This is a genomic window from Spirobacillus cienkowskii (genome assembly GCF_037081835.1).
GTDB classification, from domain to species: Bacteria; Bdellovibrionota_B; Oligoflexia; order Silvanigrellales; family Silvanigrellaceae; genus Silvanigrella; species Silvanigrella cienkowskii.
The window spans coordinates 1,129,998-1,149,375 of record NZ_CP146516.1; the positions used below are offsets into that span (position 1 = coordinate 1,129,998).

General features: G+C 32.5%; 14 protein-coding genes. 3 read left to right on the top strand and 11 right to left on the bottom strand.

Annotated features, from left to right (window positions below):
- Window positions 1-8: 8 nt before the first annotated feature.
- From Spiro2_RS05030 to Spiro2_RS05075, 10 genes are all read right to left on the bottom strand, one after another.
- Window positions 9-1,463 (bottom strand): pitrilysin family protein, encoded by a 1,455-nt coding sequence (locus tag Spiro2_RS05030; RefSeq protein ID WP_338637470.1) that lies wholly within the window; start codon window positions 1,461-1,463, stop codon window positions 9-11.
- 4 nt (window positions 1,464-1,467) lie between these two features.
- Window positions 1,468-3,618 (bottom strand): hypothetical protein, encoded by a 2,151-nt coding sequence (locus Spiro2_RS05035; protein WP_338637472.1) that lies wholly within the window; start codon window positions 3,616-3,618, stop codon window positions 1,468-1,470.
- A gap of 17 nt (window positions 3,619-3,635) precedes the next feature.
- Entirely contained in the window at window positions 3,636-4,538 is a 903-nt protein-coding gene (locus Spiro2_RS05040) for an AAA family ATPase (RefSeq protein WP_338637473.1), read from the bottom strand.
- Window positions 4,539-4,568: 30 nt separating this feature from the next.
- Window positions 4,569-5,999 (bottom strand): glucose-6-phosphate isomerase, encoded by a 1,431-nt coding sequence (locus tag Spiro2_RS05045; protein ID WP_338637474.1) that lies wholly within the window; start codon window positions 5,997-5,999, stop codon window positions 4,569-4,571.
- A 133-nt stretch (window positions 6,000-6,132) separates the two neighbouring features.
- Window positions 6,133-7,113 (bottom strand): 2-hydroxyacid dehydrogenase, encoded by a 981-nt coding sequence (locus tag Spiro2_RS05050; protein WP_338637475.1) that lies wholly within the window; start codon window positions 7,111-7,113, stop codon window positions 6,133-6,135.
- A gap of 104 nt (window positions 7,114-7,217) precedes the next feature.
- Window positions 7,218-7,994 (bottom strand): hypothetical protein, encoded by a 777-nt coding sequence (locus tag Spiro2_RS05055; protein ID WP_338637476.1) that lies wholly within the window; start codon window positions 7,992-7,994, stop codon window positions 7,218-7,220.
- Window positions 7,995-8,303: 309 nt separating this feature from the next.
- Window positions 8,304-9,020 carry a zinc ribbon domain-containing protein gene (locus Spiro2_RS05060; protein ID WP_338637477.1) on the bottom strand — a complete coding sequence of 239 codons (717 nt, stop codon included), beginning with the start codon at window positions 9,018-9,020 and terminating at the stop codon, window positions 8,304-8,306.
- A gap of 83 nt (window positions 9,021-9,103) precedes the next feature.
- Window positions 9,104-10,726, bottom strand: a complete 1,623-nt coding sequence (gene serA, locus Spiro2_RS05065) for a phosphoglycerate dehydrogenase (RefSeq protein ID WP_338637479.1) — start codon at window positions 10,724-10,726, stop codon at window positions 9,104-9,106.
- 15 nt (window positions 10,727-10,741) lie between these two features.
- A complete protein-coding gene (locus tag Spiro2_RS05070; protein WP_338637480.1) occupies window positions 10,742-12,565 on the bottom strand; it encodes an ABC transporter transmembrane domain-containing protein in 1,824 nt (607 codons plus the stop codon).
- A complete protein-coding gene (locus Spiro2_RS05075) occupies window positions 12,555-14,630 on the bottom strand; it encodes an ABC transporter ATP-binding protein (RefSeq protein WP_338637481.1) in 2,076 nt (691 codons plus the stop codon). The genes Spiro2_RS05070 and Spiro2_RS05075 overlap by 11 nt, the downstream gene beginning before the upstream one ends.
- 32 nt (window positions 14,631-14,662) lie before the next feature.
- Here Spiro2_RS05075 and Spiro2_RS05080 point away from each other — a divergent pair, with 32 nt between their 5' ends.
- From Spiro2_RS05080 to Spiro2_RS05090, 3 genes are read left to right on the top strand one after another with little or no spacing between them, the layout of a single operon-like run.
- Window positions 14,663-15,754, top strand: coding sequence for a hypothetical protein (locus tag Spiro2_RS05080; protein ID WP_338637482.1), 1,092 nt, complete (start codon window positions 14,663-14,665; stop codon window positions 15,752-15,754).
- A gap of 17 nt (window positions 15,755-15,771) precedes the next feature.
- Window positions 15,772-16,614 carry an HDOD domain-containing protein gene (locus tag Spiro2_RS05085; protein WP_338637483.1) on the top strand — a complete coding sequence of 281 codons (843 nt, stop codon included), beginning with the start codon at window positions 15,772-15,774 and terminating at the stop codon, window positions 16,612-16,614.
- Between the two features lie 20 nt (window positions 16,615-16,634).
- Window positions 16,635-17,549, top strand: coding sequence for a hypothetical protein (locus Spiro2_RS05090; protein ID WP_338637485.1), 915 nt, complete (start codon window positions 16,635-16,637; stop codon window positions 17,547-17,549).
- 19 nt (window positions 17,550-17,568) lie between these two features.
- Here Spiro2_RS05090 and Spiro2_RS05095 read toward each other — a convergent pair whose 3' ends face one another.
- Window positions 17,569-19,188, bottom strand: coding sequence for an APC family permease (locus Spiro2_RS05095; RefSeq protein WP_338637486.1), 1,620 nt, complete (start codon window positions 19,186-19,188; stop codon window positions 17,569-17,571).
- Window positions 19,189-19,378 lie beyond the last annotated feature (190 nt).

Here is a 19,378-nt window from a genome sequence, read left to right on the forward strand (position 1 = left end):
TTCCTTATTTATTTGTGTGATTTTTTAAAATCGTTAAAAAAGTCTTGACAACTAATCGCTTCTTCTTGTGGCACAATGCCTGTTATATAATATTTATGTTTTCCTAAATTTTCTTTAATCCATTGTCTTAAAGATTCTGTTGTTGCTGCTTCTGCAATTTTTTCGGCTGTTCCAACTGCGTTAAAGTTTTTTAAAAAGAATGTATTATCTAAAATAGTATTTGTTAATGCTGTCATGCGTTCTGCTGTTTCTGCATTGTTAACAGCAAGTTGTTTTAAAATTTGTTTTTTGATTTTTGTAGTTAGAGGTTTGTTTAGTACTTCATCAATTCCCTTTTCCCAAAATTTTTGTACCTCTTCAAATGATTGGTTTTTAGACAAAGAAAACGTTGCAACAATGGGGTAACTTTGATTTTGCCAATATGTTTTATAAAAAAGAAGATCAGTTGCGAGATTTTCTTTGACAAGTCGTCTTTCAAATGTTCCGTTAGCATGATCATCAAGAAGGGATTGAAAGATAATAGAATAAATAATTGATTTTAAATCGAAGTGACTTGATGGATAAACAAAGCGAAAGCGTTTGGTCATGATGGGAGCACTACAAATAAATTTTTTATTGAGATCTCTCGTAAAATAATCTGCAGGAAGTTTAGTGTGTTGTGTTTTTAATTTTCCTTTCCAGTCGCCAAAATATTTATTGACTAAATTTGCCACGTCTTTGTGTTCAAAGGGACCACCAATTACAAGTAATGTATTGTCTGGGGTGTAAAAGCCTTCATAAAATTTTTTTGCAGCTTCAATTTTCATGTCTTGAACATCTTTTTTAGTACCAATGGTAAGCCATTCCATTGAAGTCCCGCGTTCTGTAATGGCACGCAGAAATTCTTGACTTCTGGCTAAAGGATCGTTTTCAACTCGAAGTTTTCTTTCTGAGATGACGGCTCCTTTTTCGATTGAAAAATAAGGCTCTGCGAGATCGAGGTGTTTAAATCGTTCGGATTCAAGTTTGAGCATTGTTTCGAGAGCAGGAGCAGGGAATGTTGTAAAATAGGTGACAAAAGAGTCGTTTGTTCCAGCATTGCCAGATCCACCAACTGAGTTTAAAACTCGATCATAATTTCCTTCAGGAGCCCCTACGGTTTTTCTAAACATCATATGTTCAAAAAAATGGGCTAGGCCAGTTGTTCCCTTAGTTTCTCTATTGCTGCCCGCATCAAGCATAAAATGAATAGTGGCAATAGGGTTGCGGTTGTCTGGAACTACAATAAGGCGAAGTCCATTTGGAAAATGATATTGAAAAGCTTGTGTTTTAGCCCCAGGTATAATGTAAGCAGTTTGATTCAGCTTAGGGGTTAAGTTTGTGCTGCTATGCGATGTTTGTACAGTAAAGAAACATGCTAAAGAAGCCAAAACACATGCGCGAAGTTTTAAGTTTTGCTTCAGTAACAAAAAATTAAGAGACATTTTTTTATGAATCCTTTCTTATATATTTTTGAGCATAATTACGCACGCCGGCTTCTGCTAAAATATGAAATGTGCGAACCATTCGAATATCTTCTTGAGAAAACTCATCTAGTTTGGCATAAATGATGTTTTTTCTACTTTGTTTTAAAATTTTTGCAATTCGTTGTGAGGGTGGGTGATTAGAAATAAATAAAAGACTTTTATGATTTGTTGAGAGCGCTCCTGCTAAAATTAAGCATTCTGTAAAATTTCGTGCATGGTGTTGAATATAAGGATTATTCCAAGGATTTTCTATTGCACTGGGCAAAGGCATCACTGCAAAACCACCAAATTCACTTTTAGCAATGCCAGGACCAATTAAATTGTTTTTGAAAGGTGTAGCATAAAACATCAAGTTGCTATCATCGTGTTGTTCTGCAAGCCAAAATGAACGCCAAGAATATTCGTAATCTTTAGAAGAGTCTGCAAAACTAAACACCACAGTACCTATATCTGCTTTTGCTGTATGAAGACAATCTTTAATGATAATTTTTTCTTTATGCCAATTTCTTATTGTCTCCCGAATATCAAGACCATCACAAAAATCTGCTTGCAATTCTAAAAATACTGTTTCTTGGGAGCGAATTTTATGTTGCATATTTTTTTTAATATTAAGAGCAAGTTTTTCCATAAAAATATCTTCACTTGGGAATGAACACGAATAAGGGTGATCGTCGTGAACCCAGCTATTGTTAGCATATTTCTCTTCACTAACAGGTTCTATATTTTTATTCAGTGGCAATTTATTAATAGATTGTATTTTAGTTTTTGAAAATTTTTTTTGACTTTGAATAGTTTCAAACTTTTCTAAGCTTACTTTTGCAGTTTTATTAAAAAATTGATTTAAAGGTAGGTGAAGCGTTTCTAATGATGACGAATAAATTGGATTGGTTGGAATGTCCTTGCATTCTTTAAATAGTTCAAATGCAAAATTTGAATCAACAACAGCTTTAGCGGCAAGAAGAATATCAAAAATACAAGGAAATAACATATTTCTATCAAGGGCAAGTCTGTAAGAAAATCTAAAAAAATCACGTTCTTGACTTGCGTTGATTTCGAGTTTTGTCCATTCCGCATACTTTGCTGCTGTTCTTATAAAAGCTGCAGCATAACTTTTTTGTGCGAATTGAATCCAACTTAGAATATAATTTTTTTCTTCAAGAAGATCTTTGGCAAAAAAACCTGTTAAGTTCATATATTCTGAAAAAGTTTCATATGAAGTTTGGTAAATTTTAAATTGTTTTAAATTATTTTTAGATTTTGAATTTTTTAAAGAAATAACATTACTTAGTAATTTTTCTATTTCTATTTTTTGTTTCTTTAAAATAAAGTTAATTGTTTTAATTAGTTCATAACCGCATACAATTATAATTTTTTGATGAGGGTGTTTTTGAATAAATTTAATTATGTTTTTAACAGAATCAAAAAGATTTTTTTGTAAAAATATGTTTCTTTTTAAAATATTTGTAATTTCTATTTCTAAATTTTTTTGAATCCAAGTGGTTAATGCTCCAGAGACTAAAAGCTCAGGTGGAAGATAATTTTCAGAAATGGTTTGAAGATATAAATTCCATTGCAAATAACTTTCTACGCTCCCAATGCATTGGATACTTATATTTTGTTCATAAAATGCATGAAGAAAATGTCTTCTTGTGTCGAAGGGTTCAAAAAAACAAATAGGATTTTTTTCAATTTGCTCTATTAAGTTTTGTTCTTTTAAATTTTCTATAGAATTTTGCGATTTAATTAGTTCGGGAGTGGCTGTGATACATTGAGGAAAGCTTTTGATAATTTGATTTATATTTTGTTGAAATTCTTCTGGCCAATCTATAAGAATATGAGAATTATTAAAAATATTTTTTGTTTCTTTTAACTTTGTTAGATTTTTAATTATACAGTTTTCTTGTAAATTAGCTTTTGTAACCGGAAAAAAAATAATTTCATTATTTGAAAAAATTTTTTTTAAAGCAGGCATTTCAATTTTACCAACACTATATTCCCAGCCTAAAAAATTATCTTCTTCTTTTATATTATTTAACTGTTCTTTATCAAAAACAAAGTTTAAATATTTTGATAATTTTATGAGATTTGGCTGTTCTCGATTTTTGGTTGTCATTCGTTTTTGCTTCTTATTTAAACAGGTCTTAAATTGTGTTTCGCTGTTAAGTTAAGCTGAGATTCATCTTGTGGAAAATATTTTAAAGCATCTTCTCCTAAAATTGCAAATACACTTGATTTAAGTGCTTTGGGGAGGGTGAGTTCTTTATTTAAAGATCGCAATCTCTGTGCATATTTGGCTATTTGAATGCCGTCTCGTACAGAATAGTTTTCTTCATATCTATGAGATATGGCTAAAAAATTAACCAAAAGACTGAGTAAATTGTCTTCAATGTAAGGAACAGCATAACGAATAATGCGTGCTTCTGTTTCTATGTCTGCAAAATCAAGAAAAATTTGTGGATTAAGACGACTTTGAATATATTCGGGCAAATCGTATACACTGGAATCGTCATTCATGGTTGTCACAAACCGAAATTCTTTATGGGCGTGTATGCGAATTCCAGCAATAACAGAATCCACGTAACGCCTGTGATCGAGTAAAGACGCAAGACTGGCCCAACTTTTTTCGGACATGCGGTTGCCTTCGTCAAGAATGCATACGCCACCCACAAGCATTGCAGTCACAAGCGGACTTGCAACATACGAAATTTGCTTCCCTTCAGTGATAACAGGGGTAATAATTAAGTCGTCGGGTCTTGTGTCGCTTGTCCCTTGCATTAAAAAGGTAGGGTAATTCAGTTCTCTTGCGATCGATACTGCCAATGTTGTTTTGCCAACTCCAGGCTTTCCAATAAGTCGTGGGTTCATGGGCATATCATCATCTGAAAAACGCAGCCATGCTGCGCGCAATTGATGCGACGCATGCTCATGACCCAGCCAATTTGCGTTAACATTGTATTCTTTAGACAGTCTGACTGAAATATTGCCCAATTGAACATTTTCTGTGTTCTGATCAAATTGAATTTGTACGCTCATTGATTTTCCTTAACGTTTGAGTGAAGGCGCTTATTTGCTCGTTAAACCAAGGGAGCGTAATCGATTGCCTGAGCTGAGTCGGCCTCGAATTTGGGCTGCTTTTTCAGCGTAGTTGGGTTTTCCAATTAGGGCAAACATGTTATTTTTGTAGTCTTCAACCCCTGGTTGATCAAATGGATTGATCCCTCTGGCATAGCCACCAATTCCACAGGCTAACATATTAACATACATCCAATAGCCGAGCCACCAACTGTTTAGTTCAGGAATTTCCCAAACTAAGGTTGGTACTTTACCGTCGGAATGTGCTAAAAATGTGCCAAGTTGTGCTTCATTTTGAATATAAGAAATATCTTTGCCAGTGATAAATTGAAAACCATCATTGATATTCGCGTCAGGGATTTTAATCTTTCTTTTGACCGATCCTTTTGAAAGCGAATACTCATCTTGAATTTTTAAATGGGTTGCAAATAAATGGCGTTCACCATCTTGAAAATATTGTCCAAGAGAATGGAGATCGGTGGTAAAGTTACAGCTTGTTGGAAAAATACCTGTATTTTCTTTTCCATCACTTTCACCAAACAGTTGCTTCCACCATTCTGCAATGCCTCTTGTTTTGGGTGACCATGTACAAAGAGCTTCAATTTTGAATTTGTTTGCATACAGAATATTGCGAATTCCCGCGTAGCATAGTGCTGGATTGGTTTCTAAGGAATGATTTTTTTCTGTGGTGCAATCATAAAAAGCTTGTTGGGCACCGGCAATAAAGTCTTCAACCGCAATACCAGCAACAGCAAGCGGGAGCAAACCAACAGGAGTAAAAATAGAATATCGCCCACCAATATTTTTAGGGATAGAAAAGTGCGTGTAGTTTTGTTCTTTCGCAATTTTTAATAAAGTGCCTTCGGTTGGGTCGGTAATTGCAAAAATGCGGTGTTTGGCTTCGTCAGTACCAAACCTGTCGTCCATATATTTTTTTAGCACACGAAACGCAATTGCGGGTTCTGTGGTGCCTCCTGACTTAGAAACAACAAGTAAGCTTGGGGTATAGTGGTCAAGAACATCGAGTAGTTCTGTGAGTTCATCAATTGCGAGATGATGTCCAGCCCAAAATAAAATTGGTTTGCGGTGCAACGTTTCTGGATGGATGGGTGCAAAGCTGTGCGTTAATGCTTCATACATAGCTTTAGTGCCAAGTAAGCTGCCACCAATACCAATAACAACGAGTGCATCAGAATGCTGACAAATTGTTTCGACAGTGTTTTTTATGGTTGTTAATACTTTTGGGGATTCATCAACAGCATAATCAACCCATCCCGTAAATTCAGAGCTTTTGCCTTTGCCCATTAACAAAGAATTTTTTGCTGAAATTAAATTGCTCGTTTCTTGCGCCAAGTGTTTTTCTATCGGAAAGACGTCGTGGACTTTTGTCCAATCAAGAACAAGGCGTTTTTCATTCGACATAAAATGCGACTCCAGAAGTAAAAATTTTTTGGAAAGAGAATTAGATGTTAGGAATCTTTCCTTTCTTTATCATTCCCATATGACTTTAGGTTTGGCAATGGGAGGAGTCTTTTACAAAAAAAGAAGCTATAATTTACAGGGCATTAGTAAGAGTTGTACCATTTTTATATTCCAGAATATTTTCTAAAGTTGTAGAGACAATATGGCTCATTGCTTCGTCTGTTAAAAAAGCTTGGTGGGCGGTAATTAAAACATTTGGAAAAGTTAACAATCGCGCAAGATTGTCGTCTGCAATTCCTTCTTCAGAACAATCTGAAAAAAAATAATTGTCTTCTTCTTCGTAAACATCAAGACAAGCACCTTTAATGAGATTATTTTTTAGGGCGTAAATGAGCGCTTTGGTGTCAATAATAGCACCTCGACTCGTATTAATTAGCGTGACCGTTGGCTTCATCTTTTGAATGGATTCACGATTGATCAAATGATGTGTTTCTTTAGTTAATGGAACATGGAGAGAAATAATATCTGATTTTTGATACAATTCTGTTAGAGAGCAATAATTTAAATAAGTTAAATTGGGTTGCGGTTGCTTGTCATAGGCAAGAACGCGGCATCCAAAACCGTTCATGATTTTAGCCATGACTTGTCCAATTTTTCCAGTTCCAATGATACCTATTGTTTTTTGGTACAAGTCGTAGCCCATTAAACCCTCAAGCGAAAAATTAAATTCTCGAGAACGGTTGTAAGCTTTATGAATTTTGCGATTTAAGGAGAGCAATAGAGCAACTGTATGTTCAGCAATGGCATGTGGCGAATAAGCAGGAACGCGAACAACGGGAATACCCAATTCTTTAGCAGTGGCCAAATGCACATGATTAAACCCGGCACTGCGTAATGCAATGAGTTTAACGCCAACTTGATGAAGTACTTGAATTGTTTCAGGAGATAAGGAGTCATTGACAAAGGCACAAATACATTCAAAACCTTTTGCCAACAACGCTGTTTCTGGTGTGAGTTTTGTTTCTAAAAATTTGATATCAAATTTGAATTTTTGATTTACAGTATTAAAATAATGTTTTTCATAATTTTTGCTACTAAAAACTAATAATTTCATTGTTGACTCCTTATTTCACAGTTTCATAATTAGAGTACAGAAATTAATAGATTAAGAAAACTAAGGGCACTAATTTATTTTTTGTTTATAGTTTTAAGCTAACTTTAAAAAAACTTTTGAAACCAACTTTTTTTTGTTCTTTCCAGAAATTCACTGGATTCTTGAAAATCATAGTAACGATACTTGTGGTTATGTAACTTACTGTTTAAATATTCTTTATGCATTTTTTGCATTCTATCTGAACTATAAGTGTTAATTAACTCAATCAATTCTGATAAATTTCTTTCTCTGCCAAAATAGCAACTTTTGTGTGTTGGAGTATAATATTTATTAAGTATCAAGGAATCGTATTTATTGCTGTTCATATCAAAGACGCCAACAATTGATTCAGACGGAATATCGTTAACGTAGTTTATTTCATTAATAATTCCAGGTGGAAAAGGATTTGCAATTTTTAAAATATTTTGTTGCACTCTTGGGATAACTATACCATTGAAAGAGCGAGCATCTATTAAGAAAACAAAATTATATTGATATTTATTTCGTTTTGAGGAAAGAAAAGAATAATCTTTTGCTATGTTAATGTTTGTTGTGCAAGAAATTCCGTAAGAGAGAGTTATCCCAACTTGTTCTGAGTTGTATCCGTATGCCAGGGCAGCATTTTTTTCAGTATTTAAGTTTTTTCTTTTTGAAAATCCTTCTTTAAATATTTTATCATAAGGTTCTGAATGGCCCCGCAAAGCAAATCCTTCATAATATAATCTAAAACTTTTAGATGGTGATTGTAGAAAAGATTTATTTGTTTCGCTAATATTTATTTTTCCACCTAATAATGCAGTGTTTTGTAATAATATTTTTGGAATTTTTTTATTTAAGTACATGTTTTGTATCTTTTTTTATTTAATAAAATTTACACAAAAAATTAAATATTCTATAATATTTTGTCGTTTATTATACGTGTTATACATATAATAAATTAAATAATTACAATTATTTTAAAATAAATCAAGTGGTATTTTGCAATGAGTATTTTTTATAGCAAAGTTATATTTTGCATCATTATATTTTTCTGGAGCATTACATGCAAATTTGGCAAAACAAAAAGCCATCTCGCAGTCTTCTTTAAAGCCAAGCGAGATGACGATGTATTTAGAGGATAATTTGTATATTTACCAATGAAAATAGTTCTATCAATCAGCTGTGTTTGGCAGTAAAACGTGAGAACAATTTGGACAAAACTCTATAGATTTGCCGCGTGCGATATTGTTTAAAATTTGTGGTGAAAGCCCAATACGGCAATTGCCGCATGCGCGTTCGATAACACGACAAATAGGTCCATTGGGGCTTCTCGTGATTTTAGAAACTCTCATGTAGTGCTGTGCGATGCGATCGTCTAAGCGAGATAGGTATGTATCACGAATTTTATTGATTTCATTAAGTCTTCCAGCAGAGTTTGTTTCTGCTTCTTGAGCTTTTTTACGTTCACCTTCAGAAGCGCTGGCAGAAGCTGACAGCTCTGCTTCAGCTTTATGGAACAAAGATTTTGATTGTTCGATACGATTTTCAATGTCGTCAGCTTTTCTTTGAGTGTCACGAATTTCACGCTCTACATTGTCGAGCTCTCTTTTAAGGCTACGGTGATCGTCGTCATTTCTTGCCGCAAAAAGTCTCGCAGAACGTTCTGCTTTGCGCTCATCGAGGTCGTCGAGTTTTTTGTAAAGGCGGCGGAGTTCAGACTCATGAAAAGACATGTCTGTTCGAGTTTTAGAGATAATTTCTTCGCTGATACGTGATTTTTTTGCGAGTTCTGACAATTCTTTTTGTGCAACGCGTTGGTCTTGTGTTACCAAGCCAGAGTCAATGTCAAGTCTATATAATTGTTCAATAATTTCATAACTTGGATTCAAAGGGAATCTCCTTTTGGGACAAAATACAGTAACTTACACCGCTACCATCAATTTGTTCATTTTTCAATGATTAAATCAGATATTTACAAGCCGCTTACGAGTCTTGCTGAGATCAAATTAGGAAGCTTTTTGAGTCCTGCAATAATATTATTATTTAAAGCACCATCGATTCGAATTAAACTCATTGCCATCCCTCCTCGTTTGTTTCGAGATAGTTCAAATTGTGCAATATTTACCTCATGTTTTGCAAGAAAACTGCCAACATCCCCTATGACACCTGGTCTATCATGGTTTTGCATAATGATCATGTCGCCATCTGGCTCGATTTCAAATAGAAAATCATTGATTGAGCACAATCTCTCATGTTGTCCATTGTATAAAACAGCTCCAACAGAAATGTGTTCATTTGTTTTGCTACCATCAATTTCAACCAAAATTTCATTTTGGTGTTCGCTGGTTGTCAGCAATTCTAACTCAATTGTAAGCCCACGTCGTGCTAAAATTCGTTCGGCATTTACATAAGATACAAATTCATCAGACGCATGGGTTAAAAATCCCTTAATACAAGAAAGTTTTAATATTTGTAAATCGTTTTGTGAAACATTTGCCGCAATTTTTAATTTTAATGAACATGGCAGAAAATCAAAAATTTGTGCTGCAACATGGCTCGTTTTTTCTACAAGCACAGAAAGTTTTCGCAAATTGCCTGACCCGATTATAGAAATATGCGGTAAATTGACAGGGTAATCAACAATTTCACCTCGTAAAGATTTTAAAACCTGAACTGCAATTGTTTCGCCAATGCGAAATTGCGCTTCTTGGGTGCTGGCTCCAATATGGGGTGTCACAATAACATTAGGATGCGAAATCAATTCTGGTAAAGGAGAGGGTTCGTTTTCAAAAGTATCAATACCTGCAAAAGATATTTGCCCATCATTTAAATTTTGTAATAATGCTTTTTCTAAAATAATGCCGCCGCGAGCAAGATTTAATACAACCGACCCTTTAGGAAGTTTTTTGAGTTCAGCATCTGCAATCATATTTTTTGTTTCCTTATTTAAAGGAACATGAACTGTTAAAATGTTGCTTTCGCTAAGAAGTTCTTCTAAAGAATTTTTTCGCTCGACATGATGACGTTTAAAAATATCGTCAGAGATGTAAGGATCATAGGCGATGACACGCATGTCAAACCCTTTTGCAAATTTTGCGACCCGATGACCGACATTGCCTAACCCCACAATTCCAATTGTTTTGCCGCCTAATTCTAATCCTGTAAAAGCATGGCGATTCCAGCTTCCTTGTTGGGTGCTAAAGTGAGCTGAGGGTATTTTTCGAAATAGCGCTAAAAGTAAGCCCAATGTTAACTCTGCGGCTGAGTTTGTGTTTTTGCCTGGTGTATTAACAACAAGTATACCTAACTCAGTGGCTAACTCACAGTTAATGTTGCCATAGCCAACAGCCGCTCTAGCGACAACGCTCAATTTCTTGCCAGCACGCAACAGAGTTTCATCAACATCTGTTTCTGAGCGGCTAATAAGAACTTTGGTATTTTCAATTTCCTTGAGGATGACGTCCTTTGGAGCATCAGGTATATAAACAACTTCAAGTGGTTCAGTAACAGCCAACTCCGGTGGCGGATTTTTCAGAAGCTGTAGAGCAATATCGTGGAGTTTTCCGGTGATAAGAATTTTTACTGATTTTTCCATTATCTTTTCCTGCTATTAAGTGAGATGCATTGAAATGCTGTCTCTTAATTTTGAGAGAACAATTTCTGGTGTACCATATTCTAGGAGCTGTCCATTGCCAAGTAAGACAACGTGGTCCACTGTTTTTAATGTCTCAAGTCTATGTGCGATGATAATAATGGTTTTTTGGGCAAAGGTATTGTGAATGGCATGCTGAATCAAGGTTTCTGTTTTATAATCAACACTTGCCGTTGCTTCATCCATTAAAATAACTTTTGCATGACTTAAGATTGCTCTTGCCATGCAAATCAATTGCCTCTGGCCCACCGAAAAGTTTTCTCCTTTTTCTTGTATTTTGTAATTGAGTTGGTTTGGTAGTGCTTTTATATATTCGGCGAGTTGCACTTCTGTAAGGGCTTGCCAAATTTCTTGATCAGAAAATTTATTTAATCTATCGAGATTGTATCTCAGAGTTCCCGAAAACAGATGAGGTTCTTGGGGAACAATCGCAAAAATACTTCGAGAAACTTCTAGGGGAATTTCATGGATATCAATATTATCAATTATAATTTTACCACTATGAACAAAGAGCATTCTATAAAATGCTTGAAATATAGAGCTTTTTCCAGCACCTGTTTTACCAATAATCCCTGTTTTTTTTCCTGCATGAAACTTTATAGATAAGTGATTTAAAATCATTGGAAGATCTTCTCTGTAAGACGCAGAAAGATTATCTATGATGATTTCGCCATAATTAGGCCAATTTTTTGTTAAATTACCAGGTAGCTTTTTATCAATTTTATGTTCAGAAGGTAAATCCTTATACTCAATAATTCTTTCAATACTCACCACTTTTGATTCAATTAATGATAAACTTCGAGTTAACCATTGCATGATGACGTCTAAGCCAATTGTTAAGCTCATCAAAAATCCTGCTCTACCAACTCCAATCACTTTTTGAGACATAAAATAAATTGCAATTAAGGTAATCGAAAGAGCAAAGCATTCAGAAGTAAATTTTAGTCGTAAATTTAACCATCTTAAAATACGACTTTGTAATAATGATGCTTTAGCAAAATCTTGTGCAATATATTGCAAATGTTTTAAAAACTGATTGGTTTTGCCGTAGGCTCTGATTGTTTGATATCCACTAATTGTTTCAGTAAATATACTCCATATCGGAGTTTCTAGAGTTTTACTATACCTTTGTATTTCGCGATATGAAGAGGTAAAAAATTGTTGAATTTTATAATAATAAAAAATACAAGGTAAAACGCTAAAAATAGCAAAAGGTGCTTGAAATATCACAATAAAAATTACAATTAGTAATTCTACTATTGAACTAAAGATATCTACAAATATATTAGGAATTTCATTTTTAGCCTGATTGTAATCGCCACTAAATCGATGAATCAACCTTCCTGTTGGATTTTCATCTATAAAAGTCACTCGAACGTTTGAAAAACTTTCTACCATCTGATCATGCAAAACTCTAGCTCCATTTGATAAAAATCCAATAAATATCATCCAGTGTAATGCTTTTAATATTATAGCTATTAAGCAAAATAAAAAAAAGAAAAATATAATTTTTTCGTTTGAAGAATAATGTAAGTAATTCCATAAAGAATGTTCAATCTCTAAGTAATTTAAACAATTTGAATTAGCACAATTATCTATCCATAATGAAACAATGTATCTAAAACCGCTATCTGTAATGCTAGAAAAAACAATGAGTATAAAAATAATTGGAATAAAAAATTTATAACCCTGCATCGATTTTAAATATTTATAAAATAAAGAAAAACCAATTTTTCCAACATTTCTGTTTTCTGTTGCAAGAAATTTTTTGTTACTTTTCATCTTGATTTTTACCTAAAATATATTGATTAAATCTTGATTTTTTATTAAAAAATAAAGAATTATAGCTATCGTATTCAATAATTTTTCCATTTTCCATATAAACAATAAAATCTGAATTTTTTAAATAATTTAGTCTATGGGTACTCCAAATTATTGTTTTTTTGATGCCCCATTCTGTTTTAAATAAGTTATGAGCTAAATTTTTTTCTGTAACAACATCAACAGCACTAAAAGGATCATCTAAAAAAATCACTAAGGATTTTGCAAATACGCTTCTAGATAAACTGACTCTTTGTTTTTGACCCCCAGAAAGATTTACGCCATGTTCGCCAATTTCGGTATCTAGCCCAGAGGTGAAATTTTTTAAATCATCATAAAAGCTCGCTGCATACAATGAATTCATAATATCTTTATCATTATTGAAATCAGATAAATTATTATGGTAAATTAATGGAATATTTTCACGAATAGTGCTACTTATAATAAATGCATCTTGTGGTACATAAGCTTGAATTGATCTTAAAATTTCTAAACCAAATTCAGAATGGACATTTTCTTGAAATAAATACTCTTTATTATTTTTATCTATTACCTTTAATATTACAAAAACTTTGCCAAATTTTGGTGTAATATCTCCCATAATAATTTGAATTAATAAAGACTTTCCACATGCAACAGGTCCTACTATTGCAACAGTTTTTCCTGGATGAATATCTAAATTAATATCATTAATAACCATTGGTTCGTTTGGTGAAAATTGATGTGATACGTTTTCTAACTTAAAACCTACAAAAATTTTATAGTTGTTTTGGTTAATTAAAATTTCTTGAAGAAAGTCTCTTTGATTATTTGAAATTTGATCATTTTTTTTATCAGGTTTAAACTCTTCTAATTGTGTTCTTAATTTATAAAATTTTTTTAATCTATTAGATCCAGATATTGCTTGAGACCATGCGTTAACAAACCAAGGAAGGGGAGTAATTTGTTGTCCTAATATACTAGATAACCAGATTGCAGCAAAAATTGAGGAAGAACTTTTATCACTATTATAATATACAATACCAGCAAATATACCACTGCTTACAACCATCCACCAGCTATGTGTTAAAGAAAATGCTACACAATATTTTACAGTAATTTTTAAATCTTGTTTAAATTCAGATAATGTTGCATTTTTAATTTCATGTTTAAATTGATTTCCCCAGCCAAAGTATCGAATTAATCTCATTCCTTTTATCCATTCAGAAATTAAATGTAGTCTTTTATCGCCACGAATCATCATCTCATTATGAAGTTTGTTTCCTAGCCATGTAAAAAAAATTGAAAGTGGTATTTGTAAACAAATAATAAGTAAACCAATCCAAGCAATTTTTCCCAGAATAAGTAACATAATTAACATAACTAAAAAGCAAGAGGTAAATAGAACCGGAAAATCTACAAAAGCATGTGATAGAAAATTACCTATATATTTTGTGTCATTTTGCGCTAAATTTGTAATATCTCCAGCTTGAAATTTAGAGCGATCACTTTTGCATATTAATAAAAGATGAGTATACATATACTGTATTAGTTTATATGGAATTCTCCAAGAAAGCATCATTTCCTTTTCAATTTTCTGCGCATGCAAACTCGAAGCAACAAGGTTCATCAAAAAAATAAAGATTGCAAGCATACCAGTGAAAACAACTGTTTGATTCGTATTTGCTTCGTGATAGAATAAATCAATCAAACGGAAATTTTCTGAAGGACTTTCAAAACTGCGTAAAATTTGAATAGCTAATATAGAAGATACTAATGATAGTGTAACATCTGATGTATGAATGGTGAACATTTTGAAAAGCAACGTTTTTTCTGATTTTATTATAAATTGTATTGGAGATTTTCTTAATTCGTGGAGAGAATCTTGAAATTCTGGGTATGGGTCTTTTTGCGCAAGTGTTTCGTTAATAAAACTTATTGAATTTAAGTCTTTTTTTTCGGCAGGACGTTTCCTGAGACTTTTTAAAAAAGGAGTGACATCAGAAAAGGTGAACTTTTGCCAAAATGTAGTTTTTGAGCTTTTCAATTTTGCCTCATAGTAGTATTAGGAGTTTTCTAGTGAAATTATTTGATATATTAAAAGAAATTTCAACTTTAACGACCAAGGCTGAGACATCGACATTAAATTTATTTGAACATCGCTACTTGCAAAAATTGATTTCAGCTGTTGACTTTTTAATTTATTCAGAAGGCGCATCAGAAAGTGAAAATTTTTGCTTTAACGAAAATTTAAAGCATTATTTAAATATATTAAATAAAAATTCCAAAAATTTAAATTTTTCAAAAAAAGAAAAAACTGAATTGTGTTTTTTTCAACACAGTCTTTTAAGAAAAGTAAAAAATTTAAATGGATTTTGCTATAAAAATGATATTAAAAGATTTGATAGATTTAATATTTTAAAAAATATTGCTGGAATTTGGGATTTTAATTTAAATAGGGATGAATATTCATTAATTGATTTTATTAAATTTATTATGAAAAATATCTATGAAATACCCTTTAATTTAATTGATGAAGTATTTAATTTAATTAATTCAAATTGGAAGTCAGTGGATTTTGCATTGGATGCATTTCCTGATAAATTATTTTCTTTAAAAGAAATAGAAAACTACTTTTTTGGTAGTAATATTAAAATTAATTATAATTTAAATATTTTTGGTGGGATTGATAGATATTTTTCTGTTTTTAGTCCAGGTAATAATAATCATTTATTCTTACCTAAAAATGATCAATTCAGTTTGTTTGAGGCATCTTTAATAGTGCATGAATTTCAGCATTTCCTTGATTCTAAATATGAAGAAAATGAAAATGATTCTCTAAAATCAAAAACAGAGTGTATGTATAACTGTGAAAAAAGTGCATTAAATTCAGAAAGAATTTTTGTTTTATCACAAGGCCATACAAAATTATGTCGTTATTATTGGGTACAAACAAATTTATTTTATCCAATTTTGTTACTAAAATGTGAACTGCAAAATCTCTTGTATGCAAATCTCAAACCAATTGATTTTGCTTCATTGTGTTTGGAGCATGGATTGGAGCCACTCCCAATTTCTTCTTTACTAGAGTGGGGGGCTCCATTTCAGATGAGCGTCTTTTGTGCGGCAGCCATTGATTTAGAACAAAATTGGCTAAAATTTTTGCAATAATGGAGATTAATAATTATATGGTTGATTTAGAAAGCGGTGGTCAAAAAGAAGTTAAATTGCCTTCTATGCCAGAAGCAGTGCGAGAATGTTTGTCTCAAATGTATAGTGCTGAAGCAAATATTGGAAAACTGTCTTTAATGATTCAAAAAGATGCAGGCATTACGTCAAGTGTGTTAAAATTAGCCAATTCTTCGATTTACGCAATGGGACATCCAACAAGTGATTTAAATATCGCCATGACTCGAATTGGATTGAGTGCATTAATGCAAATTTTAATTAAATATTCTATCGAGAATGCTTTTTTATTTGAGCCAATTGAATTTTTTGATGTCAAATCATTTTCTAAACATTCATCATGGGTTTCTCAAATTGCGGTTGAAATCGGTAAAATTTTAAATGTTGAGAAACTGTCTGATTTGTTAGTAGCCGGATTGATGCATGATGTGGGATTATTGGTTCGCGCAGTGTTAGATCGACCACTTATGCAAAGGTTAACAGAAGTCTGCTTAGCAGAAAAAAAAGATTTTAATCTGGTTGAAAAAGAATTAAAATTAGGTTCGCATCAGATATTTGGTGCAACAATACTTGAAAAATGGCAATTTCCAAAAGAAGTTGTTTTACTAACAAAATACCATCATACGCTCGAAAACTTTCGTCCTAAGAATTTTACAATACATCAAAACAAACTTATTAATATTTTAATGCTATCGGACACAGTGGCACATCGTTATGGTGATGCTTTTCAACAATATCCAAGAGAGACTCGAGTAAATCCACAAGATCTTGAAATTTTAGGAATTCAAAGTCAAGATCTGGCAAATGCGATTAAGCAAGCAACGCAACAATTACAATTTTTTTAAAAAGGGTGAATTGAAAAAAAATGAAAAAAATATTTATTTCATTGTTTTTATTAATTTTTCCTAGTTTAGTTGGGTTAGGGGTTTTGTCCTATTTTTTTTCTAATGATTTTAAACCATATATTGATAAAATAAAAATTGAACTTGTTAAAAAATTTCCAGAACTCGCTAGATATTTTCCTATTAAAAAAGAAAAAAATATTAAAAATTCAGAAATACCAACTGCAAAAAATATACCTAAAAAAGAAATGATACCAGAAAGTGAGAGATTTAAAAATTTTGAAATTTTTGAATCAATATGCGGAAAAACCCCGACAAATAAGCTCCAGGATGATTTTTTAGGATGTGATTTTTGTCCAAAATATTTAAACTCAGAAATATTAAGTAAAAAATTTGAGTATTTATTTGAAGCACGAGGAAAAATTTCAAAAAATGAAACAGATGAGGCATTGGTTTTTATGAAGGGGTGTAGTGAGTCAGAAGATAATATTAAAGCCATGTTATTGAGAAAGAGTTATGGTGGATGGCAACGCACAAACATTTTTCAGGGAATAAATTTTGATAAAAATCCAATTCAGTTTATTGATTCTTCTGGTTATTTTATATTTATTGTTAGAAACACAATAAAAAATGAACATTCAATTAAACATGAATTGCTTGAAATTAAGTTTATTGAAAATCAAAAGTATGAAAAAGTTTTATTTATTTCTGAAATTAGGCGGGGCGAAAAGTGCAGTCAAGAAGCTCAGACAATCATTGATTTCCCTAAAAAAACAAATGATAAGAGTTTTGAAATTGCTCTTGAAGTGATTGGTTGTCATAAAAAAATATTGGATGGTTCTTATAAATTATCATTTAAATTGATTGATAATAGTTTTGAAGCAACAAAAAATTCTTCATCACTAATCACAAAAATAGAAAAACTTAATGAAATTTAATTTAATAAAGCAATCGCAATTAACTTAATGATCCTTTTTTAGCTAAAAGCGATGCAGTATTTTTATCAGATTCATTTTTAGGTAAACATAATTTTAAAGATAAATAGAAGATAAATAAACTAAATGCACCAATTAATACAAAATCTACACCAACTGGGATTAAGTGGGTTCCGCCAGAAAATGAACTAAAGTAAGAAAGTATACAGAAAATACCCATATATGGAACAAGCCATATCGCGCATTTGTAGTCGAGTTTAGTGGCAACATGTTCTGGATCTAAAGAGTTTTTACCTAAAAAGTTTGAAACAATAAACACTACACAACCAGTAATGACTGTAACTCCAAGTTTCCAAACCACATTCCAACCCGACCAATAAATCATCAAGTTACAAACATAAAAAGCTAAAAATGAAATGAATTTATAAAATGGAAGATTAAAAGGACGTTTTCTTTCTGGTTGTTGCTTGCGAAGTGCAATAAGGCAAATAGGTCCAACTGCAAAAGAAAATACCAATGCTGAAGATAGAAAAGAAACTATCGCTTTCCAACCGCTAAAAGGCAAAAAAGCCAACATCGAAACAGCAAGGTTTAAAAATATAGCTCGCATTGGAATTCCTGATTTTGCAATCCTTGCAAAGAATTTAGGAGCATTACCAGATTGACTCATTGTTTGTACGATGCGGGCACTGGATGCAACATAAAGAACTCCTGTGCCAAGGGGAGAGATAATTGCGTCAATATATAGGACTGTTACCAACCAAATAATACCCATAGACATAGCAAGACCTGCAAGAGGGCCGGAGTCTCCAACAAAAGAAAGGTGGTGCCATCCGTTACTCAAAGCATCTGTGGGAAGAGCGGTAATAAAAGCATACTGAAGTCCACAATAAAGGGCTATGCAAATTAAAATTGAAGAAATTAAAGCGAGTGGGATGTCGCGTTGTGGCCGTTTTGATTCGCCCGCAAGTAACGCAGCATGTTGGAAGCCGCAAAAAGAATAAACCACTCCTGCTAAAGCCACTGCAGAAAAAATGCCGTTTATACCGTAAGGTGCAAATTCAGACGGAGAGTTTTCGGAAAGACCCATATTAGAAAAGTTATGTGATGTATATAAGAAAATAATGACAACGATAAAAGGCACTAAAAGCTTCCAAACACTAATAAAACTGTTGGCGTTTGCTAAAAACTTTGCGCCAAAGCTATTGAGTGCAATAAGTAAAAGCATTGTTGTAAAACAAACCCCATATCCAAATGGTGTAAATACATTAATACCTTCTACCTTTTGAATGAGACTTGGAAAGCGGTTACCCATGTAAAGTATTGTTGATTGAACTTCTTGAGAAATGGAGACTACGTATGTAATCCATGTTATCCAGGTTAAAATAAACCCTACAAGCTTGCCGTGAGTGAATATAGGATAGGCTGCGACACCTCCTGAAATTGGAAACATCGCACTGAGCTCTGCAAAGGTCAGCGCAAGAAACATAATGCTAATTCCGCCAATTAACCAAGAGATGATTGATGCAGGTCCAGCCATTTGAGAAGCATACAGCGAGCCAAATAACCAGCCAGAGCCAACCATACCACCAAGACTGGCACAAATTATGCCAAATAAACCAATACTTCGTTTAAGTTTCATGGTGTATAATACCTTTCAAAATTAAAAAAAATTATTTTTTTGGGATCTTTTGGGAAGTTAGAAATAGCTTCCCATTATGGAATCCAAAATTTTATTTACTTATCTCATTTATTTCTTTATTTCTGGTTAGTCAAATTAATTAACCATTTGAGTCAAGATTATTGAAATTATTTATTTTATTTATTTTAAG

Bases quoted from the DNA above. Each gene is read 5' to 3' on its own strand.
- Spiro2_RS05030 (WP_338637470.1), bottom strand. From the start codon at position 1,463: ATGTCTCTTAATTTTTTGTTACTGAAGCAAAACTTAAAACTTCGCGCA.
- Spiro2_RS05035 (WP_338637472.1), bottom strand. From the start codon at position 3,618: ATGACAACCAAAAATCGAGAACAGCCAAATCTCATAAAATTATCAAAA.
- Spiro2_RS05040 (WP_338637473.1), bottom strand. From the start codon at position 4,538: ATGAGCGTACAAATTCAATTTGATCAGAACACAGAAAATGTTCAATTG.
- Spiro2_RS05045 (WP_338637474.1), bottom strand. From the start codon at position 5,999: ATGTCGAATGAAAAACGCCTTGTTCTTGATTGGACAAAAGTCCACGAC.
- Spiro2_RS05050 (WP_338637475.1), bottom strand. From the start codon at position 7,113: ATGAAATTATTAGTTTTTAGTAGCAAAAATTATGAAAAACATTATTTT.
- Spiro2_RS05055 (WP_338637476.1), bottom strand. From the start codon at position 7,994: ATGTACTTAAATAAAAAAATTCCAAAAATATTATTACAAAACACTGCA.
- serA (WP_338637479.1), bottom strand. From the start codon at position 10,726: ATGGAAAAATCAGTAAAAATTCTTATCACCGGAAAACTCCACGATATT.
- Spiro2_RS05070 (WP_338637480.1), bottom strand. From the start codon at position 12,565: ATGAAAAGTAACAAAAAATTTCTTGCAACAGAAAACAGAAATGTTGGA.
- Spiro2_RS05085 (WP_338637483.1), top strand. From the start codon at position 15,772: ATGGTTGATTTAGAAAGCGGTGGTCAAAAAGAAGTTAAATTGCCTTCT.
- Spiro2_RS05090 (WP_338637485.1), top strand. From the start codon at position 16,635: ATGAAAAAAATATTTATTTCATTGTTTTTATTAATTTTTCCTAGTTTA.
- Spiro2_RS05095 (WP_338637486.1), bottom strand. From the start codon at position 19,188: ATGAAACTTAAACGAAGTATTGGTTTATTTGGCATAATTTGTGCCAGT.